The sequence below is a fragment of the Martinezella hainanensis genome (assembly GCF_900094555.1).
In the GTDB taxonomy this organism is placed as follows: Bacteria; Pseudomonadota; Alphaproteobacteria; order Rhizobiales; family Rhizobiaceae; genus Rhizobium; species Rhizobium hainanense.
In genome coordinates, this window is record NZ_FMAC01000015.1 from 60,651 (window position 1) to 86,922 (window position 26,272).

Annotated in this window: 17 protein-coding genes; 10 read left to right on the forward strand and 7 right to left on the reverse strand. The window is 56.3% G+C overall.

What is annotated here, in order from left to right:
* Window positions 1–131: 131 nt before the first annotated feature.
* The 8 genes from GA0061100_RS30180 to GA0061100_RS30215 are packed head-to-tail and all read left to right on the forward strand — an operon-like array spanning window position 132 to window position 6,842.
* Window positions 132–1,046 carry a DUF6884 domain-containing protein gene (locus tag GA0061100_RS30180; RefSeq protein ID WP_075856535.1) on the forward strand — a complete coding sequence of 305 codons (915 nt, stop codon included), beginning with the start codon at window positions 132–134 and terminating at the stop codon, window positions 1,044–1,046.
* A complete protein-coding gene (gene dbpB / locus GA0061100_RS30185; protein ID WP_075856536.1) occupies window positions 1,043–2,164 on the forward strand; it encodes a DGQHR domain-containing protein DpdB in 1,122 nt (373 codons plus the stop codon). Before GA0061100_RS30180 ends, dbpB (GA0061100_RS30185) begins: the two co-directional genes overlap by 4 nt.
* A complete protein-coding gene (gene dpdA / locus GA0061100_RS30190; RefSeq protein ID WP_075856537.1) occupies window positions 2,161–3,528 on the forward strand; it encodes a tRNA-guanine transglycosylase DpdA in 1,368 nt (455 codons plus the stop codon). Before dbpB (GA0061100_RS30185) ends, dpdA begins: the two co-directional genes overlap by 4 nt.
* Window positions 3,446–4,567, forward strand: a complete 1,122-nt coding sequence (dbpB, locus tag GA0061100_RS30195) for a DGQHR domain-containing protein DpdB (protein ID WP_075856538.1) — start codon at window positions 3,446–3,448, stop codon at window positions 4,565–4,567. Before dpdA ends, dbpB (GA0061100_RS30195) begins: the two co-directional genes overlap by 83 nt.
* Window positions 4,564–5,196: a 7-carboxy-7-deazaguanine synthase gene (gene queE / locus GA0061100_RS30200; RefSeq protein ID WP_075856539.1), complete on the forward strand. Its 633-nt coding sequence runs from the start codon at window positions 4,564–4,566 to the stop codon at window positions 5,194–5,196. The genes dbpB (GA0061100_RS30195) and queE overlap by 4 nt, the downstream gene beginning before the upstream one ends.
* On the forward strand, window positions 5,193–5,549 hold the full coding sequence (gene queD, locus GA0061100_RS30205; RefSeq protein WP_075856540.1) for a 6-carboxytetrahydropterin synthase QueD: 357 nt from the start codon (window positions 5,193–5,195) through the stop codon (window positions 5,547–5,549). Before queE ends, queD begins: the two co-directional genes overlap by 4 nt.
* Before the next feature lie 13 nt (window positions 5,550–5,562).
* Window positions 5,563–6,264, forward strand: a complete 702-nt coding sequence (gene queC, locus GA0061100_RS30210) for a 7-cyano-7-deazaguanine synthase QueC (protein WP_143525576.1) — start codon at window positions 5,563–5,565, stop codon at window positions 6,262–6,264.
* Between the two features lie 14 nt (window positions 6,265–6,278).
* On the forward strand, window positions 6,279–6,842 hold the full coding sequence (locus GA0061100_RS30215) for a VUT family protein (protein ID WP_075856542.1): 564 nt from the start codon (window positions 6,279–6,281) through the stop codon (window positions 6,840–6,842).
* Window positions 6,843–6,972: 130 nt separating this feature from the next.
* Here the strand turns inward: GA0061100_RS30215 and GA0061100_RS30220 are convergent, their stop codons facing one another.
* A complete protein-coding gene (locus tag GA0061100_RS30220; protein ID WP_075856543.1) occupies window positions 6,973–7,272 on the reverse strand; it encodes a DUF736 domain-containing protein in 300 nt (99 codons plus the stop codon).
* A gap of 197 nt (window positions 7,273–7,469) precedes the next feature.
* Window positions 7,470–8,693 carry a DNA sulfur modification protein DndB gene (locus GA0061100_RS30225; RefSeq protein WP_075856544.1) on the reverse strand — a complete coding sequence of 408 codons (1,224 nt, stop codon included), beginning with the start codon at window positions 8,691–8,693 and terminating at the stop codon, window positions 7,470–7,472.
* Window positions 8,694–9,101: 408 nt separating this feature from the next.
* Between GA0061100_RS30225 and GA0061100_RS30230 the strand changes: the two genes are divergently transcribed.
* A complete protein-coding gene (locus GA0061100_RS30230; RefSeq protein WP_075856545.1) occupies window positions 9,102–11,408 on the forward strand; it encodes a hypothetical protein in 2,307 nt (768 codons plus the stop codon).
* Complete coding sequence (locus GA0061100_RS30235) at window positions 11,405–17,728, forward strand: AAA domain-containing protein (RefSeq protein WP_075856546.1); 6,324 nt, start codon at window positions 11,405–11,407, stop codon at window positions 17,726–17,728. Before GA0061100_RS30230 ends, GA0061100_RS30235 begins: the two co-directional genes overlap by 4 nt.
* 13 nt (window positions 17,729–17,741) lie before the next feature.
* Here GA0061100_RS30235 and GA0061100_RS30240 read toward each other — a convergent pair whose 3' ends face one another.
* The 5 genes from GA0061100_RS30240 to GA0061100_RS30265 form a co-directional block, all read right to left on the reverse strand.
* On the reverse strand, window positions 17,742–18,419 hold the full coding sequence (locus tag GA0061100_RS30240; RefSeq protein WP_075856547.1) for a hypothetical protein: 678 nt from the start codon (window positions 18,417–18,419) through the stop codon (window positions 17,742–17,744).
* Window positions 18,416–21,682 carry a P-loop NTPase family protein gene (locus GA0061100_RS30245; protein ID WP_075856548.1) on the reverse strand — a complete coding sequence of 1,089 codons (3,267 nt, stop codon included), beginning with the start codon at window positions 21,680–21,682 and terminating at the stop codon, window positions 18,416–18,418. The genes GA0061100_RS30240 and GA0061100_RS30245 overlap by 4 nt, the downstream gene beginning before the upstream one ends.
* Window positions 21,679–22,578, reverse strand: a complete 900-nt coding sequence (locus GA0061100_RS30250) for a hypothetical protein (protein WP_143525577.1) — start codon at window positions 22,576–22,578, stop codon at window positions 21,679–21,681. Before GA0061100_RS30250 ends, GA0061100_RS30245 begins: the two co-directional genes overlap by 4 nt.
* Window positions 22,575–25,088, reverse strand: coding sequence for a DEAD/DEAH box helicase (locus GA0061100_RS30255; RefSeq protein ID WP_083961484.1), 2,514 nt, complete (start codon window positions 25,086–25,088; stop codon window positions 22,575–22,577). The genes GA0061100_RS30250 and GA0061100_RS30255 overlap by 4 nt, the downstream gene beginning before the upstream one ends.
* 84 nt (window positions 25,089–25,172) lie before the next feature.
* Complete coding sequence (locus GA0061100_RS30265; protein ID WP_075856552.1) at window positions 25,173–26,156, reverse strand: putative phage abortive infection protein; 984 nt, start codon at window positions 26,154–26,156, stop codon at window positions 25,173–25,175.
* Between the last annotated feature and the right edge of the window lie 116 nt (window positions 26,157–26,272).

Here is a 26,272-nt window from a genome sequence, read left to right on the forward strand (position 1 = left end):
CTGCAGTTTTCTGGGGAGCCCTCACGCTGCCCTGCAGTTTCTATATTGACCAAAATGGTGCGGCGCAGTTATTTGAGAGGTGCGATTTTGGTTGCGCCAGTAACCGGGCAGCAACTGTAGAGACGACCATTATGACCGTAATCCTGACCGCCTGCACCCAGAGAAAGCGGGTTACCCACAATACCTTACTTTGTGCGCACGATCTCTCCGGTGGGACGCTGTCAGACGTGGCTGCAGCCTGGCGCGAGCGCATCAGTCGGGTTGAAGTCGTTTGCAAGGCGAAAGATCTGTACTGCGGCCGATCGTTTTTTGAGGCTCTCAAAGCCGCTCAGCGCGCGCAGGGCGACCTCTATATCGTTTCAGCGGGGCTGGGTCTTGTTTCCGGCAATGATGAGGTGCCTGCCTACAACCTCACCGTTTCAAAGGGCACGAACGATTGTGTCATGGGTAAACTCGAGCGCGGGGTTTCGGAAGCAGACTGGTGGGAAGCGCTAGGGGGCAGCAAGGCGCTCCTGGAGGTGATTGAAAAGGAGCCGCGGATCGTCGTCGTCGGCCTCCCCTCACCCTATCTCCGTATGATCGCGCCAACCTTGGCCCGCCTGTCGAGCGACGTCCTGCACAAGCTAAGGATCGTAGGTGGGCGCGATGTTCCCGATCTTGACCCGCGAATCGAAGCCTTCCGACTGCCCTATGACGATCGGTTGGATGGACCCGAAAGCTCCTTGCCCGGTACGAAGGCCGATTTCGCATCTCGTGCGGCACGACACTTCGTTGAAGAGATTTTAGTCAACGCTCCACTCGCATCGATCGATGTCCACCGAAGCCTTGCCGAGGCGTCGATGTCGACGTGGGGGCGCCCTGTTGCCAAGGTCGGCACCAGGGTTTCAGACGCTGACCTCAAATCCATCGTCCGGACCAACTGGACGCGTGCCGAAGGACGCTCCACCAAGCTTTTGCGAATATTGCGCGATGAACTGAACGTCGCTTGCGAGCAGAAGCGCTTTTCAAAGCTTGTGGCAGATATCCGGGGGGAGAAAGTAACATGAGCGCTGATCCAAGCAATCTCATGGTCCGCGCAGTTAAGACCCAGCAGGGCGACGGGGTCGACGTATATGCGTTCTTCCTACACGGCTCGGATCTCACGCGGATCGCCGATATCAGTCGGATTCACCGCGACGAGAAAGACCTAATAGGGTTTCAGCGCAAAGAGATCCGTAGCCACGTCAACGCGATCGTGGAGTTCCTGGATAGTGGCCCTGTGCTGTTTCCAAACGCCATCACGCTGGCCTTATCGTCCGACGTCACGTTTGATGTGTCGCGGGGGCCGAAGCCAAACGGCCTGACAGAGGTCGGCCAATCGGGCACCCTCAACATTCCCGTACGCAAGGATGGAGAAAGAGCTGCCTGGATTGTCGACGGCCAGCAAAGATCGCTTGCGCTCGCAAAAGCCAAGGATAGCCGGTTCCCTGTTCCGGTCGTCGGTTTCGTGTCGCAAGATGTGCAGGTCCATCGCGAACAATTCATCCTGGTCAACAAGGTCAAGGCGCTCGATGTCCGCCTGATCAACGAACTGCTGCCGGCCGTCGGCACGCTATTGCCCAAAGACCTAGCTGCAAATCGTCTGCCAAGCGAGTTGTGCAACCTTCTAAACAGACAGCAAAAATCCCCGTTCCACCGTCTCATCCGACGAGCGTCCGACACTGGCAAGGAACAGAGTGTCGTGAGTGATACGGCCCTGATCGACGCTATCAAAAAGAATTTGAAAGGTCCCTATGGGGCTCTGAGCCAGTACCTTGCTTCCGAAACTTACAATCCCGATGCTATGTACGAGGCTCTCGTCCTATATTGGTCGGCCGTCCGCGATGTGTTTTCGGACGCGTGGGGCAAGCAACCGACCGAAAGCCGACTGATGCACTCGGCGGGTATCAAGGCGGTTGGCGCTTTGATGGACCAGGTGATGTTGCGAGCAGACAGTTCGGCAACACCAGAAGCTGAAGTCAAAGAAGCGCTCCAAAGGATTGCACCTTTTTGTGCTTGGACAGAAGGAGCATGGGAAGGCCTTGACCTGCAATGGAATGAGATACAGGGGACGCCGCAACACAACCGAATGTTGGCCGATCATTTGATGCAACTCGACCGTAAGCTATCGAGGCCGGCACGATGAAGTTTATATTTGCCGACAGTCTCGATCATGTTGATCCCGGTTACGATTTCCTGAGAGATCGTTACTCGGAAGGGCGGACCCCCTATTGGGATGATGCCTATCCGCACGAGATCATGGGCTATGCTCCTTATCAGGGGATGCTCGTTTCCCGTGGGATTGTGGGCGGCGCTGCCGTAGGAGGTAAGTACACCGAAGCTCAGGCGATGCGTTTTCGTCGGGTCGGCGCGCGCGAGTTCCTGCGTCTCGACAAGCCGCAGTTTGAGAGCTTGCCAATATTTGGCGACTGCGGCGCCTTCACCTACCACAAAGAAGACAAGCCACCTTACACGCCCGACGACACTGCCGAATTTTACGACGATGCACGCTTTACGCACGGATGCTCCGTCGACCATATCATTTTCGACTTCGACGAAAGCCTCAAAGGTTTTGAGGGCGGCACAGAGGAAGCTCGCCGGCGCTTCGAGATCACCCTTGAGAATGCATCAGCGTTCCGGACTTCGACCCAGCACATGTCAAGTCGGTTCACGCCCATGGGCGTTATCCAGGGGTGGTCGCCCGGAAGCATGGCCGAAGGCGCTCGGCGACTGGTTGCGATGGGCTACGATTACTTGGCGCTCGGCGGTACAGTCCCTTTGAAGGCTTCGCAGATCAAAGCCTGCCTTGCTGCAATCCGTGACGTGATCCCGCAAGAGACACGCCTTCATATCCTCGGCTTTGCGAAGGCTGACGAGATCGATACGTTCGGCCCCTTCAATGTAACGAGTTTCGATACGACCTCGCCTTTGATCCGTGCGTTCAAGGATGCCAAGTCGAATTATTATCTCCCGAACAAGTCAGGCAAGCTCGATTATTACACGGCCATTCGGGTACCGCAGGCACTCGAAAATCCCAAGTTGATGAGACTTGCCAAACGAGGCGCTCTCAACCAGGAGCAGCTTGTCGCGATGGAAAAAGACGCACTTGCAGCGCTTAGATCCTACGACCGCGAGCAAGCTGAACTCGAAGAAACGCTCGATACGGTGCTTGCCTACGCAACGCCGGCTGTCATGGGCGAAACGATTGGCGATTTGCCCGGTGCGAAGGCCGTCAAGGATCTAAGAGATCGATACAAGCGAACGCTGAGCGACAAACCGTGGAAGCGGTGCTCCTGCCCTATCTGTTCGTCGCTTTCGATCGAAGTGGTGATCTTCCGAGCGAGCAACCGCAATAAACGGCGCGGAATTCATAATCTGGGGGTCTACAACGCCCTCGTTGACCAACTCCCGAGTAACAGTGGGCGAAATGACGATACTCAAATTTCCAGCGATCAGAGCCAGACAGAGCGAAGCGCACACGGTACTTTCATTTGCAGCGCTAGCGTCTGAATTGCAGAAATTCGCGGTTATCGAGCGTGTTGCGCGCGATGCTGAGGGCGGACTGAGCGGATTTCAGCGTCCGCAGATTGCCGGCCATATCCGGGAGATCCGCGACTATCTGGAAAAGCCGGAGGCTATCCTTCCAAACCCGATCGTCGTGGCATTCACGAGTAATGTCGACATCAGCGACGAGGGCGACGATGGCCGATGCATGGTCGAGATCGACACAGCCGCGGGCGCGCCAGGCATGGTGGTCGACGGCCAGCAGCGGCTGACCGCCCTGAGCCAGGTCCACGAAAAGGACTTCCAGGTCTTTGTCTCGGCCATCATCTGCCGGGACGACGAGGAGCTGCGTCGTCAATTTGTGCTGATTAACAATACGCGGCCGCTTCCTAAGTCCCTGATCTATGAACTGCTGCCGACCGTCACTGGGCTTCCGCGCCGACTTGGCGATCGTTCGGTTGCTGCCGATATCGCCGCTCGCTTGAATTACGACAAGAGTTCTTCGCTCGAAGGTCAGATCTACCAGCACACCAATCCGGGCGGCCTCATTCGCGATACGGCGATCCAGCGCGTCATCATCAATTCACTCAGCGATGGCGTTATGCGTGAATTGATCCGCGAACCCGACGGCGCCGACCTCTGCTTCAAGCTGATCAGTGATTTTTATCAAGCGGTTCAATTTGTCTTCAAAGACGCATGGAAGAACCACACGCCCAAGACGTCACGCCTTGTCCACGGCGCGGGGATCATGTCGCTCGGCTATGTCATGGAGATCCTGGTCCTGCTGGACGGCGCTCGGGCATTTGATGACTTTGCCAAGGGCCTTTCTTGTTTGGTCGACAATACCGCCTGGACATCCGGCGAATGGAACTTCGCGGAAAACGACAAGCGCCATTGGAAGTCGGTTCAAAACGTCAACCGGGACATTGTCACGCTCGCCCAATATCTGGTCGGCATCGTGCGCGCCGACGTTCGACGTCGGCGTAACGAAGGCCAAACAATCGCCGATCAACCAATCCAAAAGACCGCGGCGGATCCCCAATGAGCTACGCGGTCAAAGAACTATTCAAGACGCTGCAAGGCGAAGGCGCCCAAGCCGGAAGAGCGGCCGTGTTCTGCCGCTTTGCCGGCTGTAACCTTTGGTCGGGACGCGAAGAGGATCGCCACAAAGCGATCTGCCAGTTCTGCGACACCGATTTCATCGGGACCGATGGCGATGGTGGAGACAAGTTTCGCGATGCGAAGGAACTCGCGAGCGCTATCGCCCGCACCTGGGGAGGCGGGACAACCGGGCGCTATGTCGTTTTTACAGGCGGCGAACCACTTCTACAGATCGACGAGGCACTGATTGCGGCGGTTCACGATCACGGCTTTGAAATCGCCATCGAAACGAATGGAACGATCGAGCCCCCTGAAGGCATCGATTGGATTTGCGTCAGCCCGAAGGCCGGTGCTCCGTTTAACCTGAGATCCGGGAGCGAATTGAAGCTCGTCTACCCCCAGTCCGCATTGCTTCCGAGCGATCTGCCTGACCTCAACTTCGAGCATTATTTTCTGCAACCGATGGATGGCCCGGCGCAATTGGAAAACATTGCTGCCGTAACGGCGTTCTGCCTTGAGAACCCGCGCTGGCGCCTAAGTCTTCAAACCCACAAGATGATCGGGATCCCATGAAAATCACCCAAGCGTTCACATTCGAGGCAGCCCACCGTCTTCCGCACGTGCCCTCGACGCATAAGTGCCACCGCATGCATGGGCATTCTTATCGTGTCGAGTTGCAGTTGAAAGGCATTGTCGATGCGAAGACTGGCTTTGTGATCGACTTTTTTGATGTGGAGAAAGTCTTTGGACCGGTTCTCGAAAGCCTCGATCATCATACACTCAACGATATCGAAGGCCTCGAAAATCCGACCGCAGAGAATATCGCGGTCTGGATATGGAAAAAGGTCAAACCACTCCTCGACGAGTTGAACTCGGTCAAGGTGTTTGAGACGCCTGCCTGCTGGGCGGAGTATGAGGGTGAATAACGGGGAGCCTGCCATGTCGTCTACCGCGTTGGTGCTGTTTTCGGGCGGCCAAGACTCGACCACGTGCCTTGCTTGGGCACTCGATCGGTTTGAGCAGGTTGAAACGGTGGGCTTCGATTATGGCCAGCGTCACCGAATCGAACTCGAATGCCGCGATTCGCTGCGGGCTCAGATGCGCACTCTCAATCCTCTCTGGGCGGATCGTCTTGGCGAAGATCATACGATTTCGCTCGCAGCATTGGGCAAAATCTCCGATACCGCCCTGACGAGCGGCATGCAGATCGAGATGGCAGAATCGGGCCTTCCGAACACGTTTGTGCCGGGCCGAAACCTGATCTTCCTAACCTTCGCAGCGGCGTTGGCCTATCGACGAGGCCTGAAGCATATCGTCGGGGGCATGTGCGAGACAGATTATTCCGGCTATCCGGACTGCCGGGACGATACGATCAAGGCGCTCCAGGTGGCGCTCAATATTGGCATGGAGAAGCGGTTCGTCCTCGATACACCGTTGATGTGGATTGACAAGGCCGAAACATGGCAGCTTGCAAAAGATCTGGGTGGCCGAGCGCTGGTCGATATAATCGTGAAGGACAGCCACACCTGCTACCTTGGTGAGCGCGGCGCGCTTCATCAATGGGGTCACGGCTGCGGCACGTGCCCGGCCTGCGAGTTGCGGGCAAAGGGTTACGAGAAGTTCGTGGCGCAAGAAGTTTGAAAGTGGAGAGCGGGATGAATTCGCGAAACCAGCAATTGATCGAAGGTGCAGTCTTTTTGGCAGGCTTCGCCGCCTGTATCCCGCTTGCAAACTATATGATCGGCCATGTTGGCACGGTCTGCGTGCCGGACGGGCCGTGCCTCATACCTGTGGGACCGGGCCTGACTGCGCCAAGCGGCGTGCTTCTGGTCGGCCTTGCCCTTGTGTTACGCGATCTCGTTCAGAGGCGCTTGGGCTTGATGTGGGCGATCGGCGCAATCATTGTCGGTGCTTTCTTGTCAACGACGTTTACAGCGCCGGCTCTCGCCGTTGCATCTGCGAGTGCGTTTCTGACGTCTGAGCTCGCCGATCTCCTTGTGTTCACCCCGCTTCAAAAGAAGGGGCTCGTCAAAGCCGCCTTCTTGAGCAGTGTTGCGGGCCTCATCGTCGATAGCGTGATGTTCCTGTGGCTTGCCTTTGGCTCACTCGATTTTCTGGCCGGGCAGGTCGTAGGCAAACTGATTATGGTCATCGCGGCGCTTCCTATCCTCTTTTGGATCCGCAACCGTGACAAACGCCTGGGCCTTATGCCCGCATAGGCATCTGAACCCGCGGGGGGTTGATCTACAACGGCCCGCGGCCATTCAAGCTTTTTATCTGGGTGCCGAAATAGCTCACATCGCGAGATCAAGGAAATGCCCGCTTCACAATGAAGCGGGCTAACGCGCTCTATTTCCGGGTCCAGTATAAGACATACTCATCGCCGGACTTTGCCAACCTGCACTGAATTGGCTGAGCGAAGGCTGGATCGTCTAGCGCGACGACGAGATAGTGCTCTCCGGCGCGAGTCTTTTTCTTCCAGGCTGCGCCGACCTCTGCCGCCCCCCGGTATACGCGATAGTCTGGCGAATCACTATTTGGTTTGGTCTGAACGGGACTGATACGTGCCGGCAGCGGCGCTGAAGTAATGCTTTCGATCGCCCCCTCGTAAACGCCGTTTTCCTTCTTAAATTTCCCAAGTGTTGCCATCGTTTTTGCTCCTAACCCCCCGCACTATGCGGGGCGACGGCTTCTCGACGGGAACAGACTTGGGGCGATGTCACCGCAAAGCGGGACACGGCGATTTTGTTGGCGGGAGCGAAGCGGGAAAATCGCCGTTGACCACGATCCACGACTGTTCCAGCAATCCAAAAAAGGCGGCCTTTAAGCCGCCTGTCGTTTTTGCTTTACGGGTTAATCGACTGCAACGATCTACTCAAAGCGTCGTGCAGGCTTTTCACATCGGCGCCTTCGGACGCCGGGATTCCGCCTTCCTTCAGGAGGTAGCCGGCTGTCGCCTTGATACCTGGTCCGGTGTTGTTGACGCGGTCGCCAACCATAGCGATCCCGTGCCATTGTGGTCCTTTTTTCCAGTCCACCGCTGTCAGGCAGCGTGCAAGATCCTCGGACCAGTCGTCCGGGTGATGCTTAACCAGGGCTGCTGCAGCCGTCGCGATCGCTTGCCAACCAATGCCGAAAGCAAAGACATATCCAGGTTCGCCCGTCGTTTCGTCGCCATCCCTAAGTTCTCGCGGATGGATCTTGTTCTTGAGGATCAACTCCCATTCCGGAATGTTGGAAATGACAACTTCCCAGATCTCCCGCAAACGATCCGAGACACTAGAAACACGAGAATCAGCGGGATCGACCTGCCGCAAAGCTTTCAGGTCGTCTTGGTCCTTGTACTTTGGTCCGTAGAGCGCCTCGAGCAAGACCTGATGGGCCTGGACCAACGTACCCATGGTAATCACGTCCGGGGACTTCTTTGCCAGCGAGTTCGATTGCTCGTTTACCCGCCCATTGAAGAGGGGAACATCTTTCATGATCCGCTTGGTGACGATCACCACGGGATCCCGACTTTCGAAGGAATAACCGATGGATTGAGAGACCGGCTTGGCGTTCAGGTTGAGATCGCTAAAATGCTGTCGCATCTTTTCCTTGGTTGCGTAGGGCAGGATAACAACAGGCACCTCCTGCTGCGCCATGCGCTCCCGCTTTTGTCGCAGCGCTTCGATGATCGCAGCAGATCGATGCTGGCCATCGGCTGGGAACATATCGACGCTTTCATCGATCTCCAGGATACCAATCTTGTCATCAAATCCCTCGGTAGGGAGGAACTTGAAATCGGTTCCTTCTTTCAGAGGTCTGCCAGTTCCAGGAACAAGAATAAGAGCAAGTGAGGAGAAAAACGCGTCGTCACTCTCGAGCAAGTAAGGAACGATCTCGCTGTTGACGCGCTGGCGGTTGAGCTTCCGCTGGGCTTCCTGCTCGCCTTCTCCGCCAAACACGTCGTTCCAATCGGGATTTTCTGGAAGTTTGACGTATTTCGAAATGGCGGAAAACGTGAGACTACCTAGCCAATAGTCTGTTGCGAGCGTCTTTCCCTTGACGACGGGAATACGAATTGCCATGATATTAAGGTCCTTTTTCGTGAAGGTACATTATCGGGGGCCGAGAACAGTGTAGCGCTGTCCTCGGCCTTTCTGTTTGCGCACTCTCTCCGGCCACCAACGCGCAGTAACTAGGCGACCGGCTCAGCTATTATTTTCATAACACACCCCAATTCTGCCCTGCATCACGGTACATCCGCGATGTCGACCGGGTCGATATGTATTCTTGGCAGGTATATCTGTCAACATTTGATTTAGCGATATACCATCTAAATTTTGAAACATACCTTTCCACTGTTCAGGTGTACGCTTTATGCGTGTCCACCTCGATCCGATTTCAGCCAAATCCCATTCCCATTCAATAACTTGCAGGGACTGGAAAGGATTGCCATCGTCTAGATCAGGCGAATCGCAAGCGTGGGTTGAGGGATGGCAAAGGGCTTTAGCGCCACCACCGTGAAGTCGTGGTTCCAATACCGGTGTGAACGAAAAGTTCGCTACGAACTCTCCAGCGACGAGGAGTTGGCCAGCGTACCGATCGTCAAAGATATCCGCGAACAGTCTTGGGCTATCCTCGGCAAGAAGTTTGAAGATGGTATCGTGGAAGCGCTTGGCTCTGCGGTCTTAAAGCCGCGACGGGACGAAAAAATTCTGTCCGAAGCGCTAAGTGCAGCCTTCTTGAGGGGTCTACGTCCTGAGCGGTATGCGGCCCAGGTCAACCTCTTTCCCAAAAACACACCGAGCTTCTTGCGAGACACTGGTCTCTTTCTAAACCGCAACATCTCAGATTTGCTTCGCATCGAACCGTCCATCTCGCACTCGGGATCAAGCGAGTTGACGATTATCGATATCAAGGCCACACGCCGGGCAACGGCTTTTCACAAGACTCAGGTCGCGTTTTATGTTCGCGTCCTGGAAGAGGTTATCCGGGAGATGAAGATCCCGAAGCTTACGGTGAGCGACCATGGCGAGATCTGGCGTATCGCCGAACATTCGACCGCGGAATCCAGCGACTATGAGGTCGAGCGCTTTGCGCTCACCCCCTATCTTCGGCTTGTCGACGATTTTTGCGCAAATGTCCTTCCCGACATTGCTATGAAAGAGCTTGGAAACGGCATCGATGAGACGTTCTTCCACCTATACTTCAAGTGCGAACAGTGCAGTTACCTGGAGCACTGTCGTCGATCGATCTCCCCTGAAAAAGACCCGGCAACGCGCGATGTTTCAGCTGTCGCCGGCCTGACGCACGAAGCAAAGCGAACTCTCAACAAACATCGCATTTTCAGGGTTGGCCAACTGGCGGCGGCAGAAGGCTTAAGCAGGACGCCTGGCCTCAGTTGGTCGCTCAGCAAGCGCGCGCCGCTCTTGGTGACACGGGCCAAGTCCTTGGCAGGCAATAAAGTGCTTCGAACGGAAGACGAACACACATATCTGATGCCGGGAAAAATCGACTGCGCGCTAATCATCAATGTCGATCATGACCCAGTCGATGATCGAATAGCAGCCCTGGGTTACACCCGGATTGAGAATGGCAAGCCTATACGATCGCCCTCAATCGTCATCCCGAAGACCGGTAGCTTGGACGATGAGTGCGAAGCCTTGATTGCCGTTCTTGGCGAACTCATTCTCGATTTGACTCAAATCGACGACCACAACCTTGCTGTTGAAGAGGGCCGTAGTCAGGCGGATCCGCTTTACGCCCATATCTTCCTTTACGAACCCTCCGAGGCGATCAATCTGCAGGCGGCGATCGGCCGTCACCTAGATAGCGACGCGATCAGAAATGGTCTTCTCCACCTCGTCAGACTGTTCCCTCCGGAAGACGTTGTTCCAGAACCGGAGTTTCGCGGTGTCCATCATCTTCCTGCGACAGCCCTTCGAAGCGTCATCGAACAACTTTATGCCCTGCCGGTTGCCGTCTCATACGACCTGAGGCAGGTGAGCCAAGCCGCCCTGGGATCGGATGGCCATGCCTATGCGCCGGAAGCGGACTTTGAGCGACCTTTTTCGTCTCTCCTATCTATCGAGGTTATCCGGGGATTGCGGGAGAAGGCACAGAAGGCGCCGTCGCGAGACGCTATCATCAAAGATGTGACCTCACGTCTCATGGCCACGCAGGGACTGATTGCATGGCTCGTCGAAGAAGATCGCAAGGCCACGAAAAACGGTGCCCCTTTGCTGCGTTTGGCAAAGCGGCCGTTCCGCTTCCAAGCGAGTTTCGATCCTTTGAATGCTATCGACCTCGACGTCTTGCTAGCATGCGAACTGCTGGAAAATCGTGCGGGGTTGTTGGAAGCGCTGGTTAATCTGGCAAAACCCTTCCAGCGCCGGCGCGATGCTGGTCGCAGCCTAGCAAGGCTTCGTCGCGATCGGGATTTCAAAGGCGGCCAATGGGGGAGCCGACGCTTCATATTTCAAATCCCCAGTGAAAGTCGCGACGCGGAACTCACTGCCGGCGACATGGACCTCATTCTTCACAATGATGCACCCGACCTGCGCCTGAATCCGGCGATGTGGCAAGATATCTCGTGCCGGATCGTTGATCTCGATCCGCCTCTGCCAAGCCATCAGATTTGTGTCGAGATCCGCAAGCAGGCTCTCGACAGTCAGACGTTCCAGGCACTCCTGGACCGCACCGCGGATGATGGATGGTTTATCGACAAGGCATTCTTTGACGTAAACAGCCAGCGCGCTGCCTCCTTTATCAGCTACCTCGGACAGGAAGCCTCGGCATGACGATCCGCAGTCAGATTCTTGAGTTTTTGCGTGAGCCGTCTGCATTTGGTGATCTCTCCGACGATCCAGATATCTGGCGCGAAGCGCTGGACGACTTTGCGGCACCCGGCCTCGCTCTTCATGGAGACTACCCGCTAACCTCCGCACAGGTTGCTGCCTGGGTCGGACTGGCAAAACAGCGAGCAGGCCTAATTTTGGGTCCACCGGGGACGGGCAAGACGCATCTTCTTGCCTGGCTCATCTTGGGCTACATTCAAGCTAGGCGGCGCCGCGACATGAGGGCACGCGTATTCGTCACGGCGTTTACGCGCAATGCCATCGGTAACGTCATCGACAGCGTGGCGCGTCACTGTGCTCGCCATTGCCCGGGTCTATTCGAGACGCATTTTTTCGGCACTTCACCGTCGAACGGGCTTGATCCCCTTGTGCAACATCGCGCGATTCTGGGCAAAAAGGGATCTGAAGGCGCGCTGGGTGACCTCGATCAAGATGCGGTGGTTGCGGGCGGATCCGTCTGGTCGCTTTATCGCATTCTCGGCGAGAGCAAAATCGGCGACCGTTATACGTCGGATCTCTTCGATCTTGTTTGCGTCGACGAGGCCTCGCAGATGGTCGTTTCCCATGGCTTGATGGCAATGGCAGGGCTTCGCGAGGGTGGACGTCTCATCGTGGCCGGCGACGATCGGCAGTTGCCTCCGATCCGAGCTGGTAGAGAGATCGCAATGGGGGAGCGCCAACTCGGCGGTTCTCTTTACGCACTGCTGAAATCCGCTGGTCTGCCCGAATACGCGCTCGACGAAACGTTCCGCCTCAATCAACCACTCGCATCGTTCCCTGAGAAGAAGTTCTATCCGGGCGTCTACCGCTCATCCAAACCAGACAGCCGACTGGCTCTGGTGTCCGACTGGAAGGAAGGGTTGGAGCCTTGGGAGGAAGCTGTTCTCGATCCGGATTTTCCTGTTACGGTTTTGCTCTACGAAGGAGTTTCGGCGGCCACCTCAAATCCCTTTGAAGCGAAGATCGTCGCTGATCTAACAGCGAAACTCGTTGACCGGATCGAGGCTGCCAAGAACGGAAAGGACGTTTCGAGCACGTTCTGGTCTTCAAACGTCGCCATCTGCAGTCCGCATCGAGCGCAAAATTCGACCATCCGCAATCTACTGAGATCAGATTTGCGTTCTAATGCCTTTGTGGAGACAGTCGATAGGATCCAGGGAAAAGAGCGAGATGTCGTGCTTTTTTCCTACACCGTTGCTGACAGTGAATTTGCTGCCGCGGAAGCCGACTTTATCTTTTCACCGGAACGTCTGAACGTTGCCATTACCCGGGCAAAGACGAAGCTCATCGTCCTCGTCAGCAAAAGCCTTCTCCAGGCTGTCCCCAACAATCAGGAACAGGTAGACAAGGCAGAAATTCTCCGCGAGTTCGTGTTTGATACTACACCCGTGGCCCGAGTACGGTTTGGCGAAGAGGGTGGCCAAGCGGCGAGCGTTGAGGTTAGGCGCCGGGGCTTCGCGACTGAAAGTCCATTCGAAGCGCTTGACGAGATCGATGCCGAGATTGCTCTCGAGCCGGTCCTTTCGAAGGAACTTTCGCGGCTATTGGAAGCGGTCAACCGCGTTTCGATGCGCTCGAAGTTTTCGTCCGCCACCGAAGCGGAGCTCAAGACGGCCCTTGCGACCCGCGAAAGCCTTTTGCCCGGTCTGTCGCAACTCCACGCGCTGGGCTGTATTGATCTCCGCGAAAAGCGGGGCCCACGTGGTTCTTTCTGGACCGCGAGCCCGCTCGATCCGCGCATACCTAAATTGTCAGTCGATTATGCGACAGTTCTCCAGTCCCTGCCGAGCGTGATCCGCGACTGCCGTAAGGGATCGTTGGCGCCGCTCTATGAGATTGTCCGTCAGCGGTACGCATGGATCGATGAGACTGGGCGCGATCAATTGAAGCTGGTTGTCGACCGTCTCGCAGAGGAAGGTCAGGTAATCTATGGCACGGTCAGCCACGGATTGACCGTCGAGTGGTCAGAGGTTGAAGACACTGATGAAGACGAGCCCCTCGGAGAACCGCCGGTTCTGTCGGATACCGACTTCGAGGTCTTGAATGCACTGGAAAACCTGGAGGCTGGCCGCATTAACTTTGGGGTCGTCGAGGCGTGGTCCTCGACGGCTATGCTCGCAGAGCACATGGTTATGCCGCGGTCGCAAGTTGCCGAAGCTGTGTCAAGGCTTCTAGCCAACGGTTGGATCATGGTCGCCGCAGATGGGCGAATTCGTAGCCGCATGGCGGAATTGGCGCGCGAAATCCGTTATGTCAAACAACGGTTCGCCAAAGGTGATGCGACACGGCGCCCCTATCTGGTGCGCAGCTTGAAAATCGAATTGCGTGATCGAAACAAGCCGCGGCAAACTGAGGTGATCAGCGAGGTGTTTTCGCCACTCGCATCAAGCGCGGCACCATACTACGCCGCTTCGCTTGAAGCACTGGGGCGGGCTCTGGCAGGATTATGGGGCAATAAGGCGAAGCTTGCCGGCTTCCAACGGCGCAGTTTCGAGGCGATATTCCAGACGTGGGCACTCCCTTCCGGCTTTGAGAACTGTGTCATCGCTGCAGACACGGGATCTGGTAAAACTGAAGCCGCAGTGCTTCCGCTAATCGCGGTTGCGGGCGGCGATGCCCTGAGCGGCATTCGCGGCACGCGTGCTATTCTCGCCTACCCCCGCATTCGGTTGGCCACCAATCAGGCGCAGCGCCTTGTGCGCTACCTGGCACTTTTTTCTCAACAGGATGGCATGCCGATCATAAGTGCCGGCCTGCAGTTGGGTGGAGTTCCCGAAGATTTCGGGCAACTCAAGGAGTGGGACGTAGATGCTGGGTGGAAAGAGCTCGGCGCCGGCCACCTCCTCTTTCCATTTTTCAAGTGCCCTGAATGTGGGAAAGATCTGCATCTTCATGTCGGGCGCGGCCACGAGGGTCGCGATAGGCTGGCATGCGTGGAATGCGATTTCCAGTTCGATGGCTGGGCGGGATCAAAGGCGCAGTTGCGGGCAAATCCACCGGCCTTCTTCTTGCCAACAACGGACTCGCTACACCAGTGGATGCAAGATCCAAGAGCAGGACGCATTTTTGGTGACGACGCGGCCTTCGCGCCTCCACGGGCCTTGGTCGCCGACGAAATCCATCTCTATTCACACATTCACGGAGCCCAAGTTGGCTATACCTTCCGTCGCCTGGCAGCGCGGTCCGAGCAGCGGCCCACCTCGCCGCCTATGCTGATGATCGGAATGAGCGCGACGCTCGGCGATCCAGCAAAGGTATGGAGTGATCTGATCGGACGGGAACGGGCCGAACTGATCACGCCCTTCGAAAAAGAAAAGGAGATCAATCCTCGCGGTCGTGAATATTTCTACTTCGTCCAGCCAGAGGTGGAATCCCGAGGACATGACGTCGCCGGAGCTTCAACATCGATACAGACGATCATGTGCCTGTCACATGGTATGCGCAGGCGGACCGGCAAGCATGGCGGATTTAGGAGCCTGGTGTTTCTCGATTCGATCGACAAGTTGCGTCGCCTTCACAGCGCCTTCATGGATGCGGAGGACAATCACCTGCCGGCATTGCGGACATCACTTTACGATAATGATCCTACGTCAGGATCAGAGCGGACAAGTTGTTGCGGAGAGCCTTACGGTTGCGACACATTTAGGAACGGCGAGTGTTGGCATTTCGCCGCGACTGACCAGGCACAATGGAGCGCTCGCGGGCCACGACGTAAAGATGGCCCCCTTGCCGTCGCCCGCCAGCCGATTCATGCGGGGGCGAAGGGTGCGGTCGAAGAGACAATCAAGAATGCCGACATCCTTTTCGCCACATCTTCGCTCGAAGTTGGCTACGATGACCCCGATATCACCATGGTCTATCAGCATTATGCGCCGTCCAACCTCGCGAGTTTCATACAACGTAAGGGGCGCGGGGGCCGTGGGTCAGATGATCGCCCGATCACCGGCGTGACCCTGTCGATCTACTCGAGCCGGGACTCGTGGTGGTATCGGCGCCCTCGGACGATGCTCGAACCCAAGGCACTGCATACACCGCTTAACCCATCGAACTACTTCGTGAGGCGAGGACAGGTCATCGCTACGATGTTGGACGCTTTTGCCGCCCACGAACGCGAAAACGGCCAATGGGTTTCGTACCAACGTCCGGCCAATGAAGCGCTGCTCCAAGCGGAAAGGTTGGTTCTTAGGGCATTCGGACCGGATGTATGGCAAGAGTTCGACGCGACAGACGCTCGCCAATTCTGGGAACACGTCATCGCAAATATGGGGGATATCGGCGGCATCCGATTCGCAAGAGACTTCCGTGAAAAGTGCGACTGGATCCCGAGTGTCCTGTTTGAGACTGGCGATGGACCGCAGCTAAGGCTACTCGCCGATGGAACACAAATCGGCGAACGACATGACATTGCTCTCGCCATGCAATCTCTGGCGCCTGGAAACGGAACCCGCCGCTATGATGGCATGGACGTTTTCTGGCGGCCACCCGTTGAAGGATCCCATCCCTGGTTTGACGCCGGCGACTATCATCCCGACGCGATAACGGCATTGCCCGATGCTGGGCAATACCTTCCCGATGACGTATCGTCTGGCTTGCCTGGTTTACAGCCAATATACATGCGGCCAAAACAAATCACCTTGCGCCGTCTTGGCAAGATGCGTGGCGCATCGTGGCGCTCCGAGTGGATATCGCAAGGCGGTGCGGTCGCACCCGCCCCAGACGGCGCACCTCTTACAATGCGCGTCGAACATGGCGCGCGCGGCTCGCTGCGAGGATTTCCGATCCTCAAAGCAGATCCATCAAAAGGAAGGCAGTTTGGGAGCACTGCTCTTTCATCATGGATCGAGCGGAAAGACGCCTATCTTGGAAGCAGTAGCAAAAAGGCAGCGACCGGTATTGCGGTCGCGAAAGTCTTCTGGGGTGCCGACGCAGAGGTGAGGGTGAACGACCCAAAAACCGCGCCTTTGTCGATCACTCAGATATTTACGGTGCCTGGGAAGACGGAGCCTGTGTTGCACGGCTTCCATATACACCCTGAAGGCGTGACCTTCAGGCTTAACAACAACACCATTAACAAGACTATCGATCAAACCTTAACCGACTTCGAGACCAACCCGGCGCTTCGCCGTTGGCATGGGTCGCAGATGGCACGCTATATGATCGAAAGCCAGGCACTTTCCTTTGGTGTCAATGCCTACCAGGCCAACCGAGCAGCAGAATTGATCTTTAGCGCGGTCGTTTCGGATAAACTGCGCAAAGAACTCTCCGCACTTCTGAAATTTTGGTCAGCGAGGGATCTGTCGACTGTGTTCGAAAACATCCGCTCGGAGTTGTTGAGCGAGCATCCACTGCTGACAAAAGATCGTGTCGCAGAGGTTGCCGCCGCCATGGGTGAGGCTAAGTTTCAGCCACTTCTGGCGCAGGCGATCGGGGCCGCAGGCGATCAGGTTTTGGTTCAGAGATATCTGAAGAGTTGCTTGATCCAAAGCCTGGCGATCCGGTTGAAGGAAGCCTTCGCCAGAGCGAGCGGCGGCGACCCCGACCGGTTGATGTTTCACGCACGACTTCCAATGCAGTTTGCAAGCGCCGATAGCGCCGCAATCACAATCTGCGAACTGGCTTCACACGGAGATGGCACTACCCGCTCGTTTATAGAAAATAGCGGGGAATTCGAGGAACTCTGGCGCGCGGGTCTCATACACGAGTGCCCAAACGCCGCGGAAGACGTGATCGTCGATAGGTTCTTCGAACGCCGGACCGAGCACGCTGCTTGGCGTGATATCGATCGCGCCGACGAGCAAGCCCTTTCGGCGATGTCGGCAGCCCTCGGCATCGACGACGGTCCGGTCCCTGCGAATATTCAGCGCGTACTGTTCGACCAAGAGACGATCGGCTCCGAAAGCTTCAGTGTTTACGACGTTGCTCTGGCGGTCCGTGATCAAGAAACGAAACTGCGGCAATCGTTCGGTCGGTTCCCCACAATGTGGGAACTGGCGAGCGCCGTCGTCCAGGACGCTACGGATGATCGAACCAGCGTGACAGGGCGCTTACTCAGCGCGTATGAGGTGATCGAAGATGCGGCGATGGATGGAAGCCTTAGCCCGTCGAGCCGACTTTCCGATCAAGTCATGCGATTGGGTATGAAAATGTGCGTCGATGGTTGCAGGGCGTGCGTTCATCAATCGAGCGACCTGATGGGCGATTCACTGGTTCAATCGGCAACAAGCCGATCGCTGCTCAGTCGCTTCGTTTGTATGGAAAGCTAGTCTGGCGGCAGTTCTATCGCGATGAAACCGCCAATTGATCGAGCGCGTCATGCTCTCTCAGCCAGGAATATACCGACGGCGTGACGGAACTCAGGGTCGCCCGGCCCGAGGCAAGCTTTGTCAAGAAATCGTCCACCTCACCGTTTTTTGTCATGTCGGCCTTTTCAGCTTCCAGATCGGCACGAATGCCAACGAGGGATGCGATCTCATTCGACAAATCCAGGATCTGAAGCCCTGTGGAACGCTCCGCTCGTTCAGCAAGAGCAATCATTCGTTCACCGATATCGAGCGCGTCGCCAAATTTTTGCAAAAGGGAACCGACGACGCCAATCGGCCTATATTCATTCGTGACGACCGTGCGCCAGTGATAGCGGGTTGCCTTGTCTGCCGCTGAAATTGCCGCTTTCAAATCATCGTAACTGCGCCCGGCCACCTCGAGCGTGGCCTCGTCAACCGCGGATTTCAGGCAGCGCCCGGCATCAAGAGCCGCCTCTCTCATGTCAGTGATGTTTTCGTCGTTGAAGCCAATGAGAAGGGATACCGTGCACACGGCCTTATACCGTCCTGTTGCATTCGAAAAATCGGCGAGCTTGGCATTTAAGCGATCAAGCTGCACGCCGACCCGCTGTCGCTCAACGGCGGCGGGGATTGACGGCAACAGTTGTTCCAGGTCCATAAGGGCGTCGCTCATGACATTGCCCCCTTCTGATCGCTGCCAAGGGTGACGAGTGCAGTCCCCATGTTATGAATGTCCGCAAGGGAGGACGCGCCGGCACGGGCTTTCAATTTGTCTCTGACATGCTCCAGCAATTCAGCGACGACAGTTTCACCAAGTGACGCCAGGTCTTTGAATTGGGCGAGATCGCGGGAAGGCGCTCCGGCAGCAAGTTTAAGGGAAATCACCTTCCCCTCCTCCTTAAGATCACTGACCTCCAGCAGGAACGTCTGCACCGCATAGACCGCGTCGGAATCCAGCAAAGGTTTGACGCGGCCAAACATTGTCTTCCATTGACGCACCAGGTCAGGACTTGCGCCGGGCACCGAGGTCGACACTGCATCGATTGCTTTGTCGACGCGTTCGATGTGGTCGCGTAGAGCCGAGCCTCTGCGTATCTCCATCAAACCTTCGACCTGACTGACCAGACGCTCGCGTTCATAGCGCAGGATGTTCTGGAGCGATCCTTTCACACTCAATACAATGCCCTTAGCTGTTTCCAGCAGTGTAATTCCGGAATCGACTTCCTCCGGAAGAGGCGCAAATCTCAAAGTGACCCGAAACAATTCCAACGGTGCGGCGAGTATTGAGACGTCGGCCAGACCAAATGATCTAGACTCGCCCTGCGGGATTGAGAGCATGTCGCGTAACGCAACGCGTAGCAGCCTATGTTGCTGGTTCGTTTTGTTCAGGAATTCACGCCACTGCAACGAGCGGGTTGCAGGATCGCTTTCTGCATCATCCTCGTCGGAAAGGATGATCTTCAGCTGCTCCGGAAGCGGCATATCGGGGCTTGCGGTACCACGCAGCCAAGCACGTGCAAGAAGGATTTGTGCGTAGGTGACCGAAGGCTCCAGACGTTTCCCGTCCACGAGGCCGAGCCTCTGATCGGCATACTGCTCTATCTGGGGCTCAAGCCTTCGAAGAAGCGCAGCAAGAGCACGCCGATGCACTTCGACTTCGCTGTTATCCAGGCCTTTGTCGAGTTTCAGAGCCTGATAAGCTTCAAGACCCGAAAGGACCCATTCATCCTTGCTGACCCAGAAATAGCCCCGGCGGATCGGCGCGGTACCTTCGAGCTTGACCTGGGAGTCGGTGAACAATCTTTTGAATGTATCTCTGTCGAGTGAAACGCTTCGCGCATCGATCGATTGGACAAGCCCATGAACCAGCTTGTTCCATTCCATCGGGCTCAGGAGTTCACCCGTCTCTTTCCAATGGCGAAGCTGGTCACGTGACTTTTGAAGCTCGGACTTCGTTAGTGAGGGACGCTTGGAAGGAGGGGCGGCGGGCCTCGAAATTGAAACAGGGGTTTGATTGAGCGCAGCATTGCGCCGTGGACCGTCGTTTTCTTCAACAACAACCGTCTCGGTTGGTTCAACCGCAGTGAATTCGACAACCGGCGTTATGACAGGAGGAGCCTTGACCTCGGTCTCGACGTCCCCAATCCAAGATAATCCGAAGGCCTCGTATATAGGCTTTGCAACCCCCGCGAACGCGATTGTTCCGTCCTCGAGCCTGACCGTGGTGGAGCGATTGCGATCGCCCCAGTAGGAGATCAATCGAGAAATCTGAGCGTGATCACGTCCTTCGGGCAGCCTTGCATCGATCATCTGTTCGAGAATGCCCGACAGATTGCGGCTATCGGGCAAAAGTGCCCGGTTATCCAAACGTTGTGTCGGGAAGTCACCAGCCTCAATGGCGTCGGCCTGTTCGAGAACAGGGCTGACAATGGCCTGCAAGATCCCTCGAGGTGTTTTCCAGGTGAGGCCATTGTCCCGCTCGTTGAGGGCGTCAAACAGGTTGCCGAGCGCTTTTCTTGTAAATGGATAAAGTCCTACATCATCGAACGCACCGAATGTCGCATGGCAACCAGTCTTGATTGGACAGTTCAGGCACGGATTTGGCGCGTCGGGCGAAGACTGCTCGCGCGTTGATTGTCGCCATTGTCCCAGCACATCGGCGCCAGCGCGGGTCGCAGACAAATAACGAGCCACAAATTCAAGCCGCGCCTCTTCCTCACGCAGAGCGGCTACATCCTGCAATTCGCCTTCCCGCTTGGCGAGACCCAAATTGAGTTCGTGCGTGATGCGGCCTCGATAGTTGGCGGGCAGGTCCGCATAGTAGGCGGGGGTAATGCCGACCACTGAGATCAGTGGGCAAAGATCGGATTGCCCGTCAATCGATCGCGTATCTGCATTGGTGACGAGGACATCGATGAGGCTGTTGTCGATACCTTCCCAACTGGTGATGTCTTCGAGGAGCAGGACCAGGCGCTGACCGCGCTGCGCAAGCACGGTCCTGACCTCGCGAAACAGGTCTTTCAGACCTTCCGCGGAAACACCCAGCAGATGCTGAACGGCATCGTTTCGTCGCCTGTTCAAGGCCTCCAGTAGCTTTACGCTATATGGCACCCGAGGTCCGATTTCCCGCAGGAGCTCCTCCGGATCATCCCAGTCTTCCTGACGAAAGGCGTCGATTGTGTCGGCTTCCTCGCGGATTTTTGCGGCCAGACGCTCGGCTCCCGGCCTGACACCGGAATTGCGCACGCTGCGAGCGGCGTCTGCCAGTGTGCTGATGTCGAAGAGATTGAAGACGGCGGACTGCGAGTTGCGCTCGGAACCTTCAGCTTCACCTTTGCCATCGAGGAGCCTGAGGATGCGGGCGGGTCCCGTCCACTCATTTTTGACGGTGAGGTTGTCAATCAGTTCGCCTGGCAGGTTTGCGGCACACCAGTCGACATCCTCCAATGGCGGATCATAATATTTCGGGTCGAGCGCGTTTGCGAGATTGCTCAGGAAATTCTTCGCCCTACCCTCGTCTGTTGCTCTTTGACGCCGCCCCAGGCGGTCGAAAAGCGGTTTGAACTCCGCTGGCAAGCGTGTTTTCAACTGCTCGAGAGCACCTTCGAGACTTCCGTCGGCGCGTTGGATCAGGAGGGTGACGTCGCGACCTTCCGGCCACTTGAGAGCCAGCCAACGGATGAGGTGCGATTTACCGGATCCCGGTTCACCCTGTACGACACAGAAGGCATGTTTGCGCGATGCATCCGACAACGCTTGGAGAACTGCGCTTTCGTCAGCGGACCGAATCTCGCCCTGATGGCTGCCCCGAATGTCGAATCCCTTGATGGCACTATGGGTGGCGAGGAAAATCGCCTCGTGATGCTCCAAAGCTTCGTTCGCGACAATGCCCGCCACTTCTTCGGCACGCCAGCACGCCTTCATCGGAAAATTCATATGTTCACGTCTCCGCGAATGCTGACGGCATGAAAGGCACCGACCTTATGCGCGATATCGCCCGTCAGCCCATGATAGCCTGGGCGGTCGCCGAGAATCTTGAGTTCCAGTACGCCAGCGTCGTGGAGATCGCGCAGTGCGCTACTCAAGACCGGTGACAGACGCCTTTCATCGGACGCGATGGAGTTGTTTCGTGCGCTTGCAAGAAACATCTTGCCACCATCAAGGTATGGCGCCTCGCTTCGAACACGGAAAAGGAAGTCTTCGGCAGATACTTCAACGTTCCGCGGGAGATCGCTTCTCTCAATCTCCTTGTGAAGCCTCTTGGTCGCGGAAAGGTGAAACCTGGAAGTACCAGTCATCGGCAACTCTTCCATCAGTCCCATGAAGATGAGCCATCGGCGCCAACTGGCGAGTTTCGAGGTGTTCATCCTTCGATCGCCATCATCATCACTTCCGTCGGGGAGCGCCTCGTTGATAGCATCGGCCTGTTCGGACGCAGGCATCGCTCTGAACCAAGCCGAATCCCCTTCCTGCCGGCAACGCGCCAGGACCCATGCATAGGCCTCGAGGATTACCGCATCCTTTTGGTCGCTTCCAAGGGACCGTAGGTGCTGATGTGTCCAGTCCGCAAATGAACGATAGTCGGCAGTATCGCACGCTTGATTGAGCTCGAGCGACTTATTGTCGAGGGTCAAGGCGCCGAGCGCGGTTGCGGCGCCCTGAACCTGCGCAAAACTTTCTTTGTCATCGAACAGTTTACCGTTTTCGAGAAAGGTCGGATTAAGCCAGTTGGCCGCCTCCGCTCGATCCATACGTCCGTCATTTGCTGCCACAAGACTGACAAGCGACCAGACCCGTTCCGGGGTGCCTTGCGTACTGGACAAGATGCTCATGACAATAAACCTGGCGAACGATCGAGATGGGATTGATTGTAGGGCGCACGCTTCGACATCACCTGATCCAGTCGCCTGCCTTGCAACCGAATGCTCGGATCGGCAATCAGAATCAGTTGTTCGATCAACTTATCATCAACCCATTTTTTGGCCTGTTTGAAAAGCAATTCAGTACGCTCGTCGTGGCGCCGAACGATAAGTGCGGTCGCCACCCTGGCGGGGTGGACCGCATAGCGACCGATAACGCTTTCATGCGGGAGCACAAATCCTTGATCGATCGCCGTCTCCTTGATTGCCATTGCGACGATCGTGGCTAGGTCAGGGGCGGTGATGAATTGTTCAACTCCAGCACGGGCGAGTTTCACAACAAGATCTTCAACACCGGCAGCGATATGCGGATCATCAGGCGCAACGATCGTGATGCCGATCGGTATGCCTGGCCTTGGCGCGGCTATCGTGCTCCATCCGCCTTCGACAGAATGATCACGCGACGAATCCGGCGGCAGAATTCCCCTCGCTCTGCAGTGCGGGCATCGACCGCATTCTTCTACTAAATCGGCGTCGGGTTCCTGCAATAGGGAAAAGACGGTTTGGAGGATGCAGGCGTTTTCGGGATGACGCATAATCCCACTGAAGTTGCGAACGTTCTGCAGTGCTTCGGACTGCTCTTGGGCGCGAACGTTAAAAACATCGTCCCACGCAGCAGAGGTGGTTTCCTCCAGGAGGCGTAGATCGGCAACTTCAATTTGCCACCGCTCCTTCGAGGCGCTGAGATCGCACGCAACGATCTGGATTGCGTTTGCGCGCTGGAGAAGGTTGAGCAGGCTCATATTCCAGTTTCGATTGTAATCTGAGCTGCGCTTGCTACGGCTCTCCTCGGGAAGGGCATTTAGGTCAACCGAAAATCCCATTCTCCCGGAATTCCAGGCTACGTCCGAGCGACTGCGATAGAGGCTATTCCATCTTGGCTCTGCCTTTTTGCGCGTGAGCCACGAGCCCGTGGCTTGCGAGAATGCAGATTTGACGTCATCGAGAGCCTTCCCATTGGTGTCGGTAAAGAGTGCAAGCGCTAGACCTTGATGACCATCGCGTGCCGCGCGACCGATCTCCTGGTAGTAGCGTGCCGGGCTATCTGGTAGGCAGGCATGAATGACGGTGCGCACGTTCGCTTTGTCGACGCCCATACCAAAAGCTGATGTGGCCACGACAAAGTCAATGTCGCCTCGCGCCCAGTCCTGGACGATTGTCTTCCGCTCCTCCCCACCCGTATCCCCAGTAAATAGGGCAATGCGGCGATAACCTCGCCGTTTCTGGCGCTCAAAAACCGCCTCGGCAGACGTCAAGTTCTCGGTAAAGGAATCGGTTTCATCCCGTTCCGATGCAACCGTCGTGTAGACGATGAGTGGTCTTGGCGCCCGATCTATGAGGTAGTCTAGCTGTGCGTCGCGCGCTTCGGCAGTGGGAAATGCTTTGATGTCAATGTCGAACTCACGCCTTGGCTTGCGCGCGTCAATCTCCATCCAGTCCCCGACCCTGTGGTAGGCGGATCGCAGCACGCGTCGAGCAGCAGGCGGCAGCGTCGCAGAGAGAACCAATGTCTTCAGTTTAGGCTGTCGCGCTTTCAGATCGTCGATGAGCGCCGGAAGGCGCTGAAAGTCGGGGCGGAACGTACGCCCCCAACTTTCGATGATGTGCGCCTCATCGATCACGACAGTGGTCAGTCGGCCCTCTAGAGGCGCCAGTTTGTCATCCGGCGAGGCGGCCGCGTCCAGAAGATGCTCACGCCCGATGCCAAGCGCCAGTTCGGGCGACATGAACAGGACCGGGACTTCGCCACGGCGAAACGCATTCAACGTGTCTAGCCGGTCGTCTCCTCCAGCCTGTGTCGATGTGCCTGCCAATGCGCGAGAGTTTTCTAAACCCGGCATGACCGAAAGAGTTCTTTGGTGATCGAGTGCGAGCGATACGGTGGGCGTGATGACCAGAACGCATGAACCGGGTTCTCGGCGACGCTGCTCCAGCGCTTCTATCTGGAAGAGGAGGCTTTTCCCGGCGCCAGTAGGCATGCATACCATGAGGCCAGCGCCATCGGGCATCGTTAGGAGCGCGCGTATCGATGACTTCTGCGCTTGCAAGCGATACGATTTGTAGGTCGTATGTCTCAAGAGGACAGCATCGGGAGGACAATCATCATCCACCCGGCGCACCCGAGAATCCAGCTCATTCAATGCTACGAGATCGACCGCTCCACGGTCTTGTGCCGGATCGTCCACGAAGCTCACGATTGTGTCGGAACATTCGATGCCGAAGCGCAAAAGATCTGCTGCATCTTCGCCCGTCAAATCGATGCCAACCCGATCGAGATCCAAACGACCACCGCTCAGGCGTATCAGCGACCTAAGAAGAGTGAGTCGATCTGATCCATCAGCCACCTTCAATGCGGCGAGGTACTGAGATCGAGCATGAGCCAGCCAGGTTTGGCCGTTTCCTGAGTATTGCCAATATTCCATTGAAGTCAGCTTTACGATATCCAGCTTAAAACAACCCTAAGATGCTGAACCTCGTCACTTGGACGAGATCAAACATCAGGTCAGCTATGGTGCGACATCGGTGAAAGAAAGAGGCTTTTTCGGCGCTTTTTCATCAAAAGCGCTTGGTTCGTAGAATTGCTCGTGGCAACGGTCGAAGAGCAAGTCCTTCGGAAGATTGTCGAACAGAGTGAAAAACTCGACATATTCCTTGAATTTTGCCGCCAGCGGGAAGAGCCCGTTGTAAAACAGGACCAAAAGCTCGAAGTCCGAGAGTTGCGCGCGCAGAATACGGATGTAACGGGTCTTGTTGACGTCGCTCTCATTGATGAAGCGGATGATGTTGTAAAGGTACCGATAATAGTGCGCGAGGTCGTTCTGATATGACCTCCATAGGTGGTCGTGAGCTGCCAGTGATTTTGTCAATTCATCAGTGCTGGCGTCAGCGTTGTAAAACGTCTGCATCTCATCACGAAAGTGCTTGAAGCACTCGCGGCCGTGCAGTTGGTTCTTCGATGGACCGCGATCGACGTCGATGGAGTTGACGATTGTATTGTGGATGGAAACCATCTGGAAGAAGGTGTTCTCGAACTGCATGCGCTCGCTGCTCAACCGGTCGGCGCGGCGTTGGTCCTGGAGAACCTTGGCGTCCTCCTTGGCGCCGTGGATCTCACGCTGCTGAAGGATGATGGTGAAGAGCAACGCCATGAAGCTCAAGAAGGTCAGGACTGGATTGAGGACCCCGCCGAGAAAGTCGCCGAAGGTTCCCCAGTTTTTACCAGCAGCCTGTGCGTGAACAGCGACCACAAAAACGGCTCCCATCGAGGCGAAGGCAAGTGACAGCAACGCAGTGAACACGCCACGGGAGTCCCCGTCATTCGGTGCGACGACCCTATCGACGACGGTCGAAGTGAAGAGCACGATTGACCATGTGGTAGCAATAATGCCGACCGTCAGCCAGATCTCGACGCCATAGTCAGCGATGGGTCGATAGAGATATACTACCCCCGCAAGAACTGCCAGTCCCAGCAGCCACCCTAAAAAACGCATTCTCCACCCTCTTTTTCAACTGATAACGTCGGTGATAGCACACTGTCCGCGCATAGGTTCGGCCATACGCGAAGCGAGATTGCCCGGCCTGCGTCGCTGACGACGAATGCAACGTA